The 16,249-nt window shown below is 59.5% G+C and carries 14 protein-coding genes; 4 read left to right on the forward strand and 10 right to left on the reverse strand.

Going from position 1 to position 16,249, the window contains the following annotated elements; all coding sequences use genetic code 11:
* The first annotated feature begins 221 nt into the window (after positions 1-221).
* Positions 222-1,535 carry a sensor histidine kinase gene (locus ACXX81_RS01245; protein ID WP_209985286.1) on the forward strand — a complete coding sequence of 438 codons (1,314 nt, stop codon included), beginning with the start codon at positions 222-224 and terminating at the stop codon, positions 1,533-1,535.
* A gap of 42 nt (positions 1,536-1,577) precedes the next feature.
* Here ACXX81_RS01245 and ycaC read toward each other — a convergent pair whose 3' ends face one another.
* On the reverse strand, positions 1,578-2,252 hold the full coding sequence (ycaC, locus tag ACXX81_RS01250; RefSeq protein WP_458571091.1) for an isochorismate family cysteine hydrolase YcaC: 675 nt from the start codon (positions 2,250-2,252) through the stop codon (positions 1,578-1,580).
* Positions 2,253-2,678: 426 nt separating this feature from the next.
* Here ycaC and ACXX81_RS01255 point away from each other — a divergent pair, with 426 nt between their 5' ends.
* Entirely contained in the window at positions 2,679-2,915 is a 237-nt protein-coding gene (locus tag ACXX81_RS01255; protein ID WP_057010154.1) for a DUF6124 family protein, read from the forward strand.
* A 237-nt stretch (positions 2,916-3,152) separates the two neighbouring features.
* Here the strand turns inward: ACXX81_RS01255 and ACXX81_RS01260 are convergent, their stop codons facing one another.
* The 9 genes from ACXX81_RS01260 to exaC all read right to left on the reverse strand — a co-directional run bounded on the left by ACXX81_RS01260 (position 3,153) and on the right by exaC (position 12,444).
* Positions 3,153-3,929: a LexA family transcriptional regulator gene (locus ACXX81_RS01260; protein ID WP_209985258.1), complete on the reverse strand. Its 777-nt coding sequence runs from the start codon at positions 3,927-3,929 to the stop codon at positions 3,153-3,155.
* 212 nt (positions 3,930-4,141) lie between these two features.
* Entirely contained in the window at positions 4,142-4,669 is a 528-nt protein-coding gene (gene ppa / locus ACXX81_RS01265; RefSeq protein WP_003237090.1) for an inorganic diphosphatase, read from the reverse strand.
* 108 nt (positions 4,670-4,777) lie between these two features.
* Positions 4,778-5,593, reverse strand: coding sequence for a M90 family metallopeptidase (locus ACXX81_RS01270; protein WP_209985255.1), 816 nt, complete (start codon positions 5,591-5,593; stop codon positions 4,778-4,780).
* A 6-nt stretch (positions 5,594-5,599) separates the two neighbouring features.
* Complete coding sequence (locus tag ACXX81_RS01275) at positions 5,600-6,256, reverse strand: DedA family protein (protein WP_209985252.1); 657 nt, start codon at positions 6,254-6,256, stop codon at positions 5,600-5,602.
* 211 nt (positions 6,257-6,467) lie between these two features.
* Positions 6,468-6,926: a GNAT family N-acetyltransferase gene (locus tag ACXX81_RS01280; protein ID WP_231422551.1), complete on the reverse strand. Its 459-nt coding sequence runs from the start codon at positions 6,924-6,926 to the stop codon at positions 6,468-6,470.
* Positions 6,927-7,016: 90 nt separating this feature from the next.
* Positions 7,017-7,850 (reverse strand): ethanolamine ammonia-lyase subunit EutC, encoded by an 834-nt coding sequence (gene eutC, locus ACXX81_RS01285; RefSeq protein ID WP_458571092.1) that lies wholly within the window; start codon positions 7,848-7,850, stop codon positions 7,017-7,019.
* Positions 7,847-9,241, reverse strand: a complete 1,395-nt coding sequence (locus tag ACXX81_RS01290; protein ID WP_209985242.1) for an ethanolamine ammonia-lyase subunit EutB — start codon at positions 9,239-9,241, stop codon at positions 7,847-7,849. The genes eutC and ACXX81_RS01290 overlap by 4 nt, the downstream gene beginning before the upstream one ends.
* A 52-nt stretch (positions 9,242-9,293) precedes the next feature.
* Entirely contained in the window at positions 9,294-10,727 is a 1,434-nt protein-coding gene (gene eat / locus ACXX81_RS01295; RefSeq protein ID WP_458571093.1) for an ethanolamine permease, read from the reverse strand.
* Positions 10,728-10,923: 196 nt separating this feature from the next.
* Positions 10,924-12,444: an acetaldehyde dehydrogenase ExaC gene (gene exaC / locus ACXX81_RS01300; RefSeq protein ID WP_209985236.1), complete on the reverse strand. Its 1,521-nt coding sequence runs from the start codon at positions 12,442-12,444 to the stop codon at positions 10,924-10,926.
* A gap of 269 nt (positions 12,445-12,713) precedes the next feature.
* Between exaC and ACXX81_RS01305 the strand changes: the two genes are divergently transcribed.
* A complete protein-coding gene (locus tag ACXX81_RS01305; protein ID WP_458571094.1) occupies positions 12,714-14,612 on the forward strand; it encodes a sigma-54-dependent Fis family transcriptional regulator in 1,899 nt (632 codons plus the stop codon).
* Positions 14,613-14,864: 252 nt separating this feature from the next.
* Positions 14,865-16,076, forward strand: a complete 1,212-nt coding sequence (locus ACXX81_RS01310) for a hypothetical protein (RefSeq protein WP_245229027.1) — start codon at positions 14,865-14,867, stop codon at positions 16,074-16,076.
* Positions 16,077-16,249: the final 173 nt, after the last annotated feature.

Below are 16,249 nucleotides of genomic sequence, written 5' to 3' on the forward strand. Positions count from 1 at the left end.
CCACCGCAGTGTCGGAGGGGAGCCAATGAACGATTGCCGTAGGGGTGCCTCTAACCACCGCAGCGCATGCCTGCGGGTGTACGCTGAGGCGTCAGGAAAACAGCGAATATTCGCTGCTGCTACCAAGAGACAGACGGGCACAAGATTTCCTTTGTTTACCTTGCCGGGTCGCAATGCCCTGCGCATCCTTTTCTTTCACGGACTGATCGCGACGTATGCAGATGCCTCATCTTCCTGCCCCGCCTCCTGCCAACGAGCATGAGCGCATCCGGTCCCTGGAGCACCTGGGCATTCTGGACAGCGTTCCTGAGCAAGGTTTCGACGACATCGTGCTGCTGGCGACCGGCCTGTGCGATGTGCCGATTGCGCTGGTGTCGCTGGTGGACAACGAGCGTCAGTGGTTCAAGGCCTGCATTGGCCTTGACGTGCGCGAGACCCATCGCGACCTGGCGTTCTGCGCCCATGCCATCCTCGCGCCCGATGAAGTGCTGGTGGTTGAAGACGCCCTGTGCGACCCGCGTTTCGAGCACAGCGCACTGGTGCTGGGCCCGCCGTATATCCGCTTTTATGCAGGTGCGCCGATTCGCGATGATCGAGGTTTTGCCTTGGGCACCGTGTGCGTCATCGACACGCGACCGCGCACGCTGACCATTGCGCAACACGGCGCGCTGCAGGCCCTGGCCCGTCAAACGGCCTCGTTGCTGCAGTTGCGCCTGCTCAGCGAACAACGCGAACAACGCGCGCGCAGCCTGGAGAACGAGCTCGCCCAGGCGCAAGCCTTGGGCCGCCAGGCCGAACAGTTTCTTCATCATGCCAAGCGCGTTTCGTCCCTGGGCATGGTAGCCGCCAGCATCGCCCACGACTTCAACAACTTGCTCCAGGCCCTGAGTGCCAGCCTGCAAATGATTCGCCTGCGCGCACGCAGGCCGGCGGATGTCGAACGCTTCAGCGATGCCGGCATGCAAGCCGTGGATCAAGGCCGATTGCTGGTCAACCACCTGCTGACCAGCGTGCGCCACGACAGCCCCAACCTGATGTGCATCGACGTGAACGAGCGTCTGGAGAGCATGCGCGACGTGCTGTTGCGCACCGCTTCGGACGGTGTCGAGTTCTCAATGGCATTGGCGCCGCCGGGCACCGGCGTATTGTGCGAAGAAGCGCAGTTGAGCGCAGCGGTGATCAACCTGCTGACCAACGCCCGGGATGCCCTGGGCGGCAAAGGCCGTATCCACATCACCTCGCGTCTGGTCAACCTGACCCAGGACGAAGCATTGGCCGCAGGCAACTACCTGTTGCTCAGCGTCAGCGACGACGGCCCGGGCATCCCCGAAGCCCTTGCCGCGCAGATTTTTGAGCCCTTTTTCACCACCAAGTGCGCAGGCAAAGGCACCGGGCTGGGATTATCCCAAGTGATGGAATTCGCGCAGCGCGCGGGTGGCACGGTAAAAGTCCACACGGCATTGGGTGAGGGGACCACCATGAACCTGTACATGCGGGCTCTTGGGCGTATCGATCCACATTTGCTTGTCGATTGAGACGTGAAAAGCCTGCTTTTCAGGGCAGGCTTGGCAGATCACTTACTTCTGCTGGACTGTCAGCGCCGCATAGCCATTCATCAAGTTGCGATAGTTGGGAATGCGCTGGGATAACAGATTCCCCAGTCCTTCGATATCGTTGCGCCAGTCGCGGTGCAGCTCGCACGCCACCGAGAACCAGTTCATCAGTTGCGCACCGGCCTGTGTCATCCGGCTCCAGGCCGCCTGTTGCACCGTGGTATTAAAGGTGCCCGACGCATCCGTCACCACAAACACCTCGAACCCTTCCGCCAGCGCCGACAAGGTCGGGAACGCCACGCACACATCCGTGACCACACCGGCAATGATGATCTGCCTGCGGCCGGTGGCCTTGATCGCCTTGACGAAGTCTTCGTTGTCCCACGCGTTGATCTGACCAGGACGCGCGATGTACGGCGCATCCGGGAACATCTCCTTCAACTCCGGCACCAACGGGCCGTTGGGGCCTTGCTCGAAGCTGGTGGTGAGGATGGTCGGCAGGTTGAAGAACTTGGCAAGGTCGGCCAGCGCAAGCACGTTGTTCTTGAACTCGTTGGGGGAGAAGTCCTGCACCAGCGAGATGAGGCCGGTCTGGTGGTCGACCAGCAGAACGATGGCGTCGTCTTTGTTCAAGCGGCTGTAGGTTGGAGTGCTAATGGTTGAAGTCCTTTTTGGTTGGTTGGATGTTTTGTTCAACATGGGCACAGGTTAAAGCGTGGGTGTTGGGGGATAAATCGGGTGGCGGGCGTCTTACTGTCAACTTGAAGGGGACAGTAGGAAGTGGCCGCTTTCTCGAGCATTGAATAGCCAGCAGGTCCGATCCCTTTCATTTGCAGGACATTTCCTAGAGAATCCCAGCGGCTTGCGCCAGTGAAATCCCGCGACTAGGCTGCGATCCGTCACTGCCTATTCAGTGATCGGGTTTAGTCGCCCGGATATCGCTAGGCGCACGTGCCATCCCAAATTCAGGTTTCTTCTCGCCTGAACATTATGGTGGCTGTGCGCAGGGCACCTTCGGGTGCGCCGGTGCCTAGCGGCCGGTCGACTAACCTGCGTTCAGCCGCCACCTCTATTCGTTTAGTCGCGAAATGACGGTGGTATCCACTTACTGCTAGGGGTTTTGCTATGGATAACGTTCGTTCGGATTCGCTGTCATCGACTTCAACTAACCCATTCACTGTCAATGAAGAACTGAGCTTTGAAGATGCCTGGGTGCGGGTAGCCGAGCTGCTGCAATGTGCAGTGGCAACTTCGCAGGCGCTCGCACAGCCGGTAGCTGCGCCGCAGAGGGCGGTGATGCATTTGGTGGACATGGCGAAGATGGTTGCGGAGCGGGCTGTGGAGTGCATGCGGCCGGCTTGATGCAACGGCTGGAGTGAGGTTTTTTACAGGCATTAAAAAGCCGGCTTGTGGCCGGCTTCTCGCTGACTGCTTCGGCTTGCTTCTGACAAACCTCACCAGCCTTCAAATCGCTCAGCCCACATCGAGTCGGGCTGAATAGTCGGGGCATCCGCGGGAACTCCTCCGCATCGCCGGGCAGGATAGATAGCGCAAAGCCACCCCCTGCCAAATGTGCGGCGGATGATACCCACATTCACCTCAGTTGCCCACCTCAGGATCCGATTTAGAGCCTTCCCAGCCTAATAAGTGATCGTCCAGCGGCACTGGTGGGCGGCGGTTATTCAGGGTGGACCACCAGAATACCCAGCCCACGATCAGGAAGTTCTGTTCGAAGCGCTCATCGTAGGTGAGGTATTCATCCGGATGCTCGGCGGCATTGTGGCTACGCATTCGCAATCCGCCGCCGGGCCGGTTGTAGAGGTATTTGATGCGCAGCATGCCGTCATGCTCCACGGCGTAGATTTCGCCGTTGATGATTTGGGTGCGGCCTCGGTCGATGGCGAGGGTAGCGCCTTGCTGGATGATGTCGATCATGCTGTTGTCGACCATGTAGGCGCCTACCGCACGGTCGGGGTTTACGTTGAGGGCGTCAAGGGTGTGCAGGGAGACGCGGATGCGCTCGGTGGAGGTGAACGTGGGGTGGAGGGGGAGTTCCACGTCGAGTTTTTCCGGGAGACAGGCTGGGCCTGTGAGGTATTTTCCGCTTTCCTCGCGGACGTAGGTGAGTCCTTTCGTGGTTCCCGGGCCTTCCAGCAGGAAGTTGGCCGGTGGGTGTTTGGAGCCTTTGCCAGTGCGCAGCCAACGGCTGGAGACGCATAACAGCTCTGCGATCTCGTTGAGTCGGCCCATGGGCACGCCGCGTTTGAACCAGTTGTTCACGTGCTGGGGCGTGACGCCGCGGTTCTTGGCGAAGTCGGAGGCGGAAAGATGAACTTCCCTTAATAGTGCTTTTAAACGATCACCTGATGTATTCATAAACGCAGAGTTTACTGGCCAAGAAAACCAATCAAATAAACCATGCGTTGAATTGCGCCTGTAGGTTTTTACTTAGTTGTGGCCTGATTTTTCAACTTTATCGGTTTGCTAAACTCTGTTTGTTGTTAGTTGAACTTGACGTTTAGGTGCGCCCATAGAAAAGCCCCGAGTGATCGGGGCTTTTCTATGGGCGAGGCAATGAAAATCAGGGATCAGCCTTTGTAGGCAGCCACCGACTTCATGATCTCGGCGCGGGCGGCGTCTGCGTTGCCCCAACCTTCGATCTTCACCCATTTGCCTTTTTCGAGGTCTTTGTAGTTCTCGAAGAAGTGTTTGATCTGCTCCAGCAACAGCGGTGGCAGGTCGGTGTATTCCTTCACGTCCACGTACAGCTGGGACAGCTTGTCGTGTGGCACCGCGATCACCTTGGCGTCGCCGCCGCCGTCGTCGGTCATGTTCAGGATGCCGACCGGGCGGGCGCGGATAACCGAGCCTGGCGTAACCGGGTAAGGGGTCACGACCAGCACGTCGAGGGGATCACCGTCGTCGGCCAGGGTGTTGGGGATGAAACCGTAGTTGGCCGGGTAGAACATCGGGGTGGCCATGAAACGGTCAACGAACAGGCAGTCGCTGTCTTTGTCGATTTCGTATTTGATCGGCGCGTGGTTGGCCGGAATTTCGATGGCGACGTAGATGTCGTTCGGCAGGTCTTTGCCAGCCGGAATCTTGCTGTAGCTCATTGGGCGTTGCCCCCGTAGTTGGCCATTGAACATGGCCGGATTGGCCTAAAAGTGGCGGCGATTATAGGCATATTCTGACGCCGATGCCATGCGCCAGACGTCGTACGGTCATTCAACCGGCGGCTGGTAGCGCGGGTCGTGGGCTTGCAGGTGGCGCAGGCGGGCCAGGGGATCCTGGCGATAAAAGCGGCTGAGTTGGGTGTACACCTGTGGATAACTGTCGACCAGCAAATCCGGGGCACTGAAAAAATATTCGCTGGTGACGGCAAAGAACTCCGCCGGGTTTTCCGCTGCATAGGGATCAATGACCGTCTCGATGTCGGGATCGGCATCCAGTTGGCGATTGAGGTCATCGAAGGCGTCTTGCATCACGCTGGCCCATTCCTGCACGCGCATATTCTTGTGCAGCGGCGGCAGGCCGTTGGCGTCGCCGGTGAGCATATCGAGCTTGTGGGCGAGCTCGTGAATCACCAGGTTGTAGCCTTCCCAATTGCCGCTGGCCAGCACCCCGGGCCAGGCGAGAATCACCGGGCCCTGTTGCCAGGCTTCGCCACTGTGCTCGCCGTCCCACTCATGCTCCACGCCGCTGGCATCGCGATGGCGCTGGGGGCTGAGGAAGTCGTCGGGGTACAGCACGATTTCGTGGAAGCCTTGATACCAGTCGAGATCGCCCAGGTTCATCAGCGGCAACTGCGCCTGGGCGGCGAGCAGCAGGCGTTGCTCCTGGTGCAGGTCGACGCCGGGCAGGGCGGTGAGGTGTTTGTCGGCAAGGAAGAGGATGCAGGCTTCGCGCAACCACTGATCCTGTTCGGCGGTGAGGCCGTCGAGGAAGGTCAGGTGGCTGCGCACCCGCTGCCAGGTGTCATCGGCGATCGGGTGCCGGGCCAGCAGGCGCCGGCGACGCCAGGCGCTGAGGGACCACATGGCCGGTTACTGCGGCTTGGCTTCGGAGGAAGCGCGACCGAAACGGCTGCGGAACACGCCAATGATCATCGGCACCAGCGACAGCAGGATGATGAACACCACCAGCAGCGACAGGTTCTTCTTGATAAACGGCACGTTGCCGAAGAAGTAGCCCAGGGTCACCAGGCCACCGACCCAGAGAATGGTGCCCAGCACGCTGAACCCGAAGAAACGCGGGTAGGGCATTTTGGCGATGCCGGCCACAAACGGCGCAAAGGTGCGCAGGATCGGCAGGAAGCGCGCCAGGGTCACGGTTTTGCCGCCGTGCCTGTCGTAGAAGTCATGGGTTTTTTGCAGGTAGTCGCGGCGGAAGATCTTCGAGTTCGGGTTGCTGAACAGGCGTTCTCCGGCGGTTCGCCCGATGACATAGTTGGTGCTGTCGCCGAGGATCGCGGCCAGCATCAACAGGCCGCCGAGCAGTACCGGGTCCATGCCGCCACCGGCGGCGACGGCGCCAGCGATAAACAGCAGGGAATCACCCGGCAGGAAGGGCATGACCACCAGGCCCGTTTCGCAAAAAATGACCAGGAACAGAATGGCGTAAATCCACGGACCGTAGTTGGTTACCAGCATGTCGAGGTAAACGTCGAGATGCAGGATCAGGTCAAGCGGGTTGAAATCCATGGATGGCACCTGTGTGAACGGCCCGACTCGGCAGGCCTCTGCGGAGGCTCGGGCAATAAGGCTACAAGTGACTGTCGCATTTCTTACAACCCTGGAAAGGTCCGCATTATACGGATTGAGCGTTGAAAAGCGTGCTGCTTTTGTAGCGGGGCGTGTCGTGGTTGCCAATGTGGGATAGGCACCCACATTGGCGCTGCGAGAGGCTTTGGCGTCAGTCTTGGTTGATCGGCAGAACGTAATTCTTGAACTCGGTGTCTTCGCGAAAGCCGATCGACTCATAGGTTTTCTGCGCCACTTCATTGTCACTGCTGGTCGACACCCGCAGCCGCACCGCGTGGGTTTCCCTGGCCATTTTCTTCGCAGTGCGCATCAGGTTGTCGGCCACCAGTTGCCGGCGCGCATCCTCGGCCACATAGATGTCGTTGAGGATCCACACGCGCTTGAGCGACAGAGAGGAAAAGCTCGGGTACAGCTGGCAGAACCCCAGCAACCGCTTGTCGTCGTCATCGGCCAGCGCCAGGTAAATCACCGACTCTTTACGGCGCAGGCGCTTTTCCAGAAAGTCCCGCGACGAATCCGGAAACGGCAGCGCGCCGTAGAATTCACGGTATTTGACGAACAGCGGGGTCAACAGGTCCAGGTGTTCCAGGGTCGCTTGAGTAATCCGCATGCCAGGCCTCAACTTCCAAAGGATATGACCACAGGAGCGGCCGTGACTTGATGCTGCCTAACGACGCGAAAAAGCGCAATCGTGCCGCGATCAGTCGCTGGGCGGGCTAAGCAGGAAGTTTCCTTTCATCAGGTCGGGATCGTCGAATTCGAGGGTTTGCACTTGCGCCTCGTCCTTGAGATTGACCCCCGACAGCTGCCGGCGACACGCCTCTCGCATCAAGTAAAGCAGGCGATGGGCCGCCATGCCGTAGCTGAGGCCTTCCAGGCGCACGTTGGAAATGCAGTTGCGATTGGCGTCGTTGAGGCCCACCTTGGGGTTGTAGGTGAAATACAGGCCCAGGCTGTCCGGCGAGCTGAGCCCTGGCCGCTCGCCGATCAGGATCACCGTCATTTTGGCGCCGAGCAACTGGCCGATTTCATCCGCCACGGCCACGCGGCCCTGCTCCACCAGAATAACCGGCGACAGGGACCACCCCTCGGCGTGGGTCTGTTCTTCCATGCGCGTCAGAAACGGCAGCGTATGTTTATGCACCGCCAGCGCCGACAAACCATCGGCCACCACCACCGCCAGGTCCACGCCGCCGGGATTCGCTGCGGCGTAGTCGCGCAGGTGTTGGGCCGACTCATCACTTAAACGTCGACCCAGGTCCGGCCGTTGCAGGTAGCTGTGGCGGTCGGCGGCGGCGCTGTGCAGCAACAGGCTGTCGCGGCCGCGTTCGGCCAGTTGGCTGCTCAAGCCTGCGTGATCGAAGGGCAGGTGCACCGCATCCCGCGCCTGGGCGTGGGCGAATTGGAAGTCCAGTTGCGCACTGGTGGGCAGGCTGGTGCCGGTGCGGCCCAGAGCGATGCGTGCCGGGGTGAGGCGGCGCAATTGCAGCCACGGGTTGTCAGGCAGGTCGAGTGACACGGGTGGCTCCTTCATCCGAGTTGCGCCAGGGCGTGGCGGAACGCCGGTGGCAGGCTGTTGCCAAACTGCACCTTGCCATCGGCCTGGGTAAAGATGCCCATTTTGGCCAGCCACTGTTCGAATTCCGGCGCTGGCTTTAAACCTAATGTTTGGCGTGCGTACAAGGCATCGTGGAACGAGGTGGTCTGGTAGTTGAGCATGATGTCGTCGGAGCCGGGGATGCCCATGATGAAGTTGATCCCGGCCACGCCCAGCAGGGTCAGCAGGGTGTCCATGTCGTCCTGGTCGGCTTCGGCGTGGTTGGTGTAGCAGATGTCGCAGCCCATGGGCACGCCGAGCAACTTGCCGCAGAAGTGGTCTTCAAGGCCGGCGCGGATGATCTGCTTGCCGTTGTACAGGTACTCGGGCCCGATAAAGCCGACCACGGTGTTGACCAGAAACGGCTTGAAATGCCGCGCCACCGCATAAGCGCGGGTTTCGCAGGTTTGCTGGTCGACGCCAAAGTGCGCGTTGGCGGACAACGCACTGCCCTGGCCGGTTTCGAAATACATCAGGTTCTGGCCCAGGGGGCCGCGCTTGAGGCTCAAGCCTGCGTCGTAACCTTCCTGCAGCACGCTCAGGCTGATGCCGAAGCTGGCGTTGGCCGCCTCGGTGCCGGCAATCGACTGAAACACCAGGTCCAGCGGTACGCCACGGTTGATCGCCTCGATGGAGGTGGTGACGTGGGTCAGCACGCAGGCCTGGGTGGGGATTTCGTAGCGCTGGATGATTGCGTCGAGCATCTCCAGCATGGCGCAGATCGAGGCGGTGCTGTCGGTGGCCGGATTGATGCCGATCATGGCGTCGCCGTTGCCGTAGAGCAGGCCGTCGAGGATGCTCGCGGCGATGCCCGCCGGTTCGTCGGTGGGGTGGTTGGGTTGCAGGCGCGTCGACAGGCGCCCGCGCAGGCCCATGGTGCCGCGAAAGCGGGTGACCACGCGGATCTTCTGCGCCACCAGCACCAGGTCCTGCACGCGCATGATCTTGGAGACCGCCGCGGCCATTTCCGGTGTCAGCCCGGGCGCCAGGGCGCGTAGGGAATGTTCGTCGGCTGCATCGCTGAGCAGCCAGTCGCGCAGGCCGCCCACGGTCAGGTGGCTGACCACGGCAAAGGCTTGTTTGTCGTGGGTATCGATGATCAGCCGGGTGACTTCGTCGCGTTCATACGGGATCAGCGCTTCTTCGAGGAAGTGCTTGAGCGGGATGTTCGCCAGGGCCATTTGCGCCGCGACCCGTTCACCGTCGTTCTGCGCGGCGACGCCTGCGAGGACGTCACCGGAACGGGCCGGGCTGGCCTTGGCCATCACGTCCTTGAGGCTGTCGAAGCGGTAGGTTTGCGCACCCACCGCGTGGGAAAAACTTGCCATACAGTGTCTCCTTGGCGACGCAGGCAGCGCCCGCGTCGAGGTTTACGGCAGCTCAGTGCAAGGCGGCCTCTGCGGCCTGGATCGCCGCGAATTCTTCTTCGGGCGTGCCTGCTACCAAGTGATGCCGGCTGTAGAAAGCAAAGTAAGCAATTAATACTCCATAGATGATCGCGGCGCCAATCACCACCCGTGGATCCACCAGAAAGCCCGCCACCACGGCCACGCAGGCCAGTACCAGCGCCACGCCCGAGGTGAAGATGCCGCCCGGCGTGCGGTACGGACGGTCCATTTTGGGGCGGCGAATGCGCAGGGTGATGTGTGCGGCCATCATCAGCACGTAGGAAATGGTCGCGCCAAACACGGCCACCAGGATCAGCAAGTCGCCCTGGCCGGTCAGCGACAGGCCAAAGCCGATGATGCCGGGGATCACCAGCGCCAGTACCGGCGCCTTGCTCTTGTTGGTCTCGGACAACTTGCGCGGCAGGTAGCCGGCACGGGACAAGGCAAAAATCTGCCGGGAATAGGCATAGATGATCGAGAAAAAGCTCGCGATCAGTCCTGCCAGCCCGACCAGGTTGACGAAGCTGCCCATCCAGGTCGAACCGCCGTACGCCAGGGCCAGCGCCTCAACCAGCGGGTTGCCGGATTTGACCAGCGCATAGGTGCCGGCGCCGCCCGGCGCAATCACCAGAATCAACAAGGCAAAACTGGTGAGCACCACAATGGCGCCGATCAGGCCGCGCGGCAGGTCGCGCTTGGGGTTGCGGGTTTCTTCGGCGGCCAGCGGCACGCCTTCCACCGCAAGGAAAAACCAGATGGCATAAGGGATCGCAGCCCACACGCCGACGTAGCCGAACGGCAGGAAGCTGCTGGCGCCTCGCGCCTCGGTCACCGGCATGTCCAGCAGGTTGGCGACACTGAAGTGCGACACCATCGATACCAGAAACACGCCCAGGGCAATGGCGGCGACGGCGGTGATCACAAACATCAGCTTCAGCGCTTCGCCCACGCCGAAGATATGGATGCCGATAAAGAGGATGTAGAACGCCAGATAAATCATCCAGCCGCCAATGCCGAACAGCGACTCGCAATAGGCGCCGATAAACACCGCGATGGCGGCGGGGGCAATGGCGTATTCGATAAGGATGGCGGTGCCGGTAAGGAACCCGCCCCAGGGTCCGAAGGCGCTGCGGGCAAAGCCGTAGCCGCCACCGGCGGTAGGAATCATGGAAGACAGCTCGGCCAGGGAAAAACACATGCACAGGTACATGGTGGCCATCAGCAACGTGGCGAGGAACATGCCGCCCCAGCCACCCTGGGCCAGGCCGAAATTCCAGCCGGCGTAGTCGCCGGAAATCACGTAGGCAACGCCCAGGCCGACCAGCAGCACCCAGCCAGCGGCGCCTTTTTTCAGTTCGCGTTGTTGGAAGTAGTCGCTGTCGACGTTTTCGAAGTCGACGGAGGAGCGAGTGGGTTCGCTGGACATGAGGAAGTACCTTCCATTCTTATTGTTTTTAACTCGGCCTATATAGGCCGAATACACATCGCAAGTACCTGTGGAGATCCAAGTGTGGGAGGGGGCTTGCTCCCGATAGCGGTGGGTCAGTGGCACACAGAGTGGCTGACACACTGCAATCGGGAGCAAATCCCCTCCCACAGGGGCTTGCATTGCAGTCAGAAAATCAGAAGAAGCCCAGCGGATTAATGTCGTAGCTCACCAGCAAGTTCTTGGTCTGCTGGTAGTGATCCAACATCATCTTGTGGGTCTCACGGCCCACGCCGGACTTTTTGTAACCACCGAATGCCGCATGCGCCGGGTACAGGTGGTAGCAGTTGGTCCACACACGGCCCGCCTTGATCGCGCGGCCCATGCGATACGCGCGGTTGATATCGCGAGTCCACAGACCAGCGCCCAGGCCAAACTCGGTGTCGTTGGCAATTGCCAGGGCTTCGGCTTCGTCCTTGAAGGTGGTGATGCTCACCACCGGGCCGAAGATTTCTTCCTGGAACACACGCATCTTGTTGGTGCCCTTGAGCAGGGTCGGCTGGATGTAATAGCCGCCGGCCATGTCTCCCGCCAGTTTCTCCACCTTGCCACCGGTCAGCAGCTCGGCGCCTTCGCCCTTGGCGATTTCCAGGTAGGACAGAATCTTGTCGAACTGTTGCTCGGATGCCTGGGCGCCGACCATGGTGTCGGTGTCCAGCGGGTCGCCACGTTTGATCGACTCGACCTTTTTCATCACCACTTTCATGAAGTCGTCGTAGATCGACTCTTCCACCAGCGCGCGCGATGGGCAGGTGCACACCTCGCCCTGGTTGAAGAACGCCAGCACCAGGCCTTCAGCGGCTTTCTCGATGAATTGTGGCTCGGCCTTCATGATGTCGGCAAAGAAGATATTCGGCGACTTGCCACCCAGCTCGACGGTGGACGGAATGATGTTCTCGGCCGCCGCATGCATGATGTGCGAGCCCACCGGCGTGGAGCCGGTGAAGGCGATCTTGGCGATGCGCTTGCTGGTGGCCAGGGCTTCGCCGGCTTCCTTGCCGAACCCGTGCACCACGTTCAGCACGCCCGGTGGCAGCAGGTCGCCGATCAGCTCCATCAGCACGTTGATGCCCAGCGGTGTTTGTTCGGCGGGCTTGAGCACCACGCAGTTACCGGCGGCCAGGGCCGGCGCGAGTTTCCAGGCGGCCATCAGCAGCGGGAAGTTCCACGGGATGATCTGCCCGACCACGCCCAACGGTTCATGGAAGTGATAGGCGGCGGTGTGTTCGTTGATTTCGGCGCTGCTGCCTTCCTGCGCGCGGATGCAGCCGGCGAAGTAGCGGAAGTGGTCGGCGGCCAGCGGAATGTCGGCGTTGAGGGTTTCACGCACGGCCTTGCCGTTGTCCCAGGTTTCAGTGATGGCCAGCAGTTCAAGGTTCTGTTCGATGCGGTCGGCGATTTTCAGCAGCACCAGCGAGCGGTCCTGGGCCGAGGTTTTGCCCCAGGCGTCAGCGGCGGCATGGGCGGCGTCCAGCGCCTTGTCGATGTCTTTGGCGGTGGAGCGCGGAAAGTCGGCGATCGGTTTGCCGTTGACCGGCGAGGTGTTGGTGAAATAGTTGCCGTCGACCGGCGCCACGAATTCGCCGCCGATGTAGTTGCCGTATTTGGCCTTGAACGAAACGATGGCGCCTTCGGTGCCGGGGTGTGCGTAACGCATGGTGGGTATCTCCTGACTTTTATGTTTATTGGAGTACAGCGATGTTGCGCGTGATAAACGTGATAAAGCGTAGAGCAAAGGTCGGGCCAGCGCGTGGCAGGTCAGGTAAATCAAGGGGTTGGCGTTTGTTGCAAACCGTTGCTGTCACGCAGGCGGTACAGTCGAAGTGACAGTTTGTGCCATAAACGGTACACCCCATGGGCGCGCGATTGCATTGGCTGGATGGCTGGGGGATGCTGGCCGTTCTCACGCAGGGAGAACAATAAAAAATGCGCAACGATCATTTCAGCCGCCATGCCCGACAAGTCATCACCGTGGCCCATGGCCGCGACCCGTCCAGCGATCCTTCCATCGCGCGCTCCTGGCTGCGCTGCCTGGAGGACTACCACCTCGACCCTGCTCAGACTATCGCCCCCACCGTGCTCGAACACGGCCGCTTGCAGGAAAGCCGCGAGCGCCTGCAACAGGTGCTGCACATCGCCGGCAGCGAGATGAACAGCCTGCACCAGCAACTCTCCGGAGCTGGTCACGCGGTGCTGCTCACCGATGCGCGCGGGGTGATCCTCAACTGTGTCACTGCGCCGTCCGAGCGCAGGATTTTCGAGCGCGCCGGGCTTTGGCTTGGTGCCGATTGGAGCGAGGCGTGCGAAGGCACCAATGGCATCGGCACTTGCCTGGTGGAGCGCCAGTCCGTAACGATTCACCGCGATGAGCATTTTCGTGGCCGTCACACCGGCCTGACCTGCTCGGCGAGCCCGGTGTTCGACCCCCATGGCGAATTGCTCGCGGTGCTGGATGTGTCATCGGCGCGTGAAGCCGTGTCGCGTCAGAGCCAGTTTCACACGATGGCGCTGGTGAACCTGTCGGCCAAGATGATCGAGAGCTGTTACTTCCTGCGTCATTTTGAGCATCACTGGTTGCTGCGCTTTCATCTGCAGGCCGAGTCAGTGGGCCTGTTCAGTGAGGGGCTGTTGGCGTTCGATGGCGATGGGCGTATCTGCGCGGCCAATCAAAGTGCCCTGAACCTGCTGGGGCAGGCTCGCGGCGGTTTGCTCGGGCACCCTGTTGAAGCGCTGTTCGACTGTACGCTTGACCAATTGCTTGGGCGCGCAAGCGCCAATGCCACTGCCAGTTGGCCACTGCGCACATGTGATGGGCGGCATCTGTTCGCCGCGTTGCGTGGGCAGGCATGCAGCCCGCCCACGGCAGTCGCCAAGTCTGCGCCTGCGCCATCGCGTTTGTCCGGTATCTGCATGGGCGATCCGAACCTGCAAAACGATTTCCGCAAAGCGTTGCGCGTATTCGAGCGTGACGTGCCGATATTGATCAATGGCGAAACCGGTTCTGGCAAAGAAGCATTCGCCAAAGCTGTGCACCACGCCAGCCAGCGTGCTGACAAACCCTTCGTGGCGCTCAACTGCGCCGCCATTCCAGAGAGCCTTATCGAGAGTGAGCTGTTCGGCTATTGCGGCGGCAGCTTTACCGGCGCGCGGAAGGAAGGCATGCAAGGCAAGTTGCAGCAGGCCGACGGCGGCACGCTGTTCCTCGACGAAATCGGCGACATGCCGCTGGCGTTGCAAACCCGTCTGTTAAGAGTACTGGACGACCGTATGGTGGTGCCCATTGGCGGCGAGCCACTGGCGGTCGATGTGCGAATCATCAGTGCGACCCATCGGGATTTGCTGGCGCGAGTTGCCGACGCAACCTTCCGTGAAGATCTCTATTATCGCCTAAATGGCTTGGAGATCGCCTTGCCGCCGTTGCGCGAGCGGAGTGACAAATCACAGTTGCTGGACTTTCTGCTGGCTCGGGAAGCGGCGGAACAAGAGGTCATGCTGGACGTCGCAGCCCGCCAAGCACTGCTGTCTTACACCTGGCCTGGCAATGTGCGGCAGTTAAGTACGGTGTTACGCGGGTTGGTAGCACTGTGTGATTGCGGGCGTGTGGGGCTGGAAGATTTGCCCAAGGCGATTGGCCAACTCACGCCGCACTCGGGATCACTGGACGGCGTAGGGTATTCACCTTTAGGCGATGCCGAGCGTCTTACGCTGCTTAATGCCCTTAAACTACAGCGTTGGCACATAAGTCACACGGCGAAATACTTGGGCCTAAGTCGTAATACATTGTATCGAAAACTGCACAAGTATGGATTGGCAAGGCCTATATAAGCCTGAGTTTTAGAGACCTTCAGTTAAGTTTGGTTGAGCTGTTAGGTTTGACTAAGTGTGTATTTTTTCTGGTTGCGTAGGACTTGTCTAATATTAGTTACTGTGCGATTGGCGAATGCTGTTTAACGCTTGTAGGAAATAGGCTGTAATTTTGAAGGCTCATGGAACTCGATGCTGGCAAGGGTCCACTCAATAATCGAGAGCAGGGAGATCTCTTAATGAAAACTTAAATTTTATATAGAGGTGATTTCAATGGCTAAAATTGGTTCGTCTGTGTCCCTGGTTATGCCGGCTTTTATTCCGAGGCCTCCTGCCGCTCCGGTAGTAAATACAAGGAGCGCTAGTTTTTCGGGGACGCGAACTGGTGATAACCCTGTCGTTAAACCGCGCAGTGCCAGTGTTAATCAGAGGCATGCAAGTCCGGCGGTTAAAAAAAATGCGCTGGGGCAAACGCTTAACGTGCAGGGCAAACCGATTAATGCCTCGGGTCATTTAATCAATGAGTTTAATCAGCGCATTAATGCCCAGGGGTACGCTATCAATGATCAGCATCACTTGATCGATAAGCAAAACAGGCCGGTTAACAAAGATCAGTATCTCGTAGATCCTGTTGGTCGGCCTCTCGACAAGAAGGGCAACGTCGCCAGGAGTATGGAAACAGCGGTGAAGGGTGATGTCGCGCCGCCAGTGGGTCAGGTCACTGTTTCAGCGAGTAATGCGTTTGCCAAGTGGAAAAAAAAATCCGCAGCCAGCAAACCTGCTGAGGGTTCGCAAACGCTACTGACTAAAAACATGGCCGAACTAACCCAGCGCATGATGGATGCGGAAAAACTGGTCAAAACCGGAGTGATTCCCAAATCGCCTGGTATCAAAAATGTTGCAGCGGAAGCAGCCACCAACGCTGCAATCAGCGGCTTGGTTTCGGCACCTATCAGCGTCGGTGCCTATGGCGCTTCTACCTCGTGGGGCGAGAGTATCAAAGCTTCCTACCTGCCAATTCCGCTTTCGCCACAAGCCCCCGGCACCAAGTCGATCGTTGACCCTTCCTTAGTCAAGGCCCCGAAAGAGACAGGGGCCACCAAAGAGCTGGATGCAGAAACCAAAGCGCTGTACAGCAAAATGGACAGCTTGCAAGTCGCAGCATTTGCTTCGACGAATACTGCGATGGCTTTGCAACTTGGAAGCTTCGAAAAAGGCTGGCTTCCTTCTACTGACTGGTCAGCCGACCCCCTCCAACGAATGACTCAACTTGAGGAGTTACTGGATCGCAGTGAGGCTATAACGTGTGAGTTGGCCGAAAAATGCGAAGTTTTCTTTAAATCCTACTTGCCGTTGAAGGACGCACCCGAGGGCGCCGCGGGGCTCTCTGAGCGAGTCGACACGGCCCAGCGAAGACTGCAGGTGATCGATAAATCCCAAGCGGGTATTTTGGAGTATTTTAAGAGTCGCACCGACGTGGAATAAGCGGTGTTGCTTTTGCTCATCTAATACTTAAGTGTCGTGCTTGGCGGTGGGGTGGTTTTATGCCCAGCGTTGGGTGTTTTATTGAGCGATACCTTAGTGTTTGATTTGGGCATAGGCGTTTTCTGGTGGGGCGAGTTGCGCTGCCAGAAAACGCTTTTCCGTTGATGGGGTAA

The sequence above is a fragment of the Pseudomonas sp. GNP013 genome, assembly GCF_054343995.1.

Bases quoted from the DNA above. Each gene is read 5' to 3' on its own strand.
- ACXX81_RS01260 (WP_209985258.1), bottom strand. From the start codon at position 3,929: ATGAATACATCAGGTGATCGTTTAAAAGCACTATTAAGGGAAGTTCAT.
- exaC (WP_209985236.1), bottom strand. From the start codon at position 12,444: ATGCGTTACGCACACCCCGGCACCGAAGGCGCCATCGTTTCGTTCAAG.
- ACXX81_RS01305 (WP_458571094.1), top strand. From the start codon at position 12,714: ATGCGCAACGATCATTTCAGCCGCCATGCCCGACAAGTCATCACCGTG.
- ACXX81_RS01245 (WP_209985286.1), top strand. From the start codon at position 222: ATGCCTCATCTTCCTGCCCCGCCTCCTGCCAACGAGCATGAGCGCATC.
- ACXX81_RS01270 (WP_209985255.1), bottom strand. From the start codon at position 5,593: ATGTGGTCCCTCAGCGCCTGGCGTCGCCGGCGCCTGCTGGCCCGGCAC.
- ACXX81_RS01290 (WP_209985242.1), bottom strand. From the start codon at position 9,241: ATGGCAAGTTTTTCCCACGCGGTGGGTGCGCAAACCTACCGCTTCGAC.
- ACXX81_RS01280 (WP_231422551.1), bottom strand. From the start codon at position 6,926: ATGCGGATTACTCAAGCGACCCTGGAACACCTGGACCTGTTGACCCCG.
- ACXX81_RS01275 (WP_209985252.1), bottom strand. From the start codon at position 6,256: ATGGATTTCAACCCGCTTGACCTGATCCTGCATCTCGACGTTTACCTC.
- ycaC (WP_458571091.1), bottom strand. From the start codon at position 2,252: ATGTTGAACAAAACATCCAACCAACCAAAAAGGACTTCAACCATTAGC.
- eutC (WP_458571092.1), bottom strand. From the start codon at position 7,850: ATGAAGGAGCCACCCGTGTCACTCGACCTGCCTGACAACCCGTGGCTG.
- ppa (WP_003237090.1), bottom strand. From the start codon at position 4,669: ATGAGCTACAGCAAGATTCCGGCTGGCAAAGACCTGCCGAACGACATC.
- ACXX81_RS01310 (WP_245229027.1), top strand. From the start codon at position 14,865: ATGGCTAAAATTGGTTCGTCTGTGTCCCTGGTTATGCCGGCTTTTATT.
- eat (WP_458571093.1), bottom strand. From the start codon at position 10,727: ATGTCCAGCGAACCCACTCGCTCCTCCGTCGACTTCGAAAACGTCGAC.
- ACXX81_RS01255 (WP_057010154.1), top strand. From the start codon at position 2,679: ATGGATAACGTTCGTTCGGATTCGCTGTCATCGACTTCAACTAACCCA.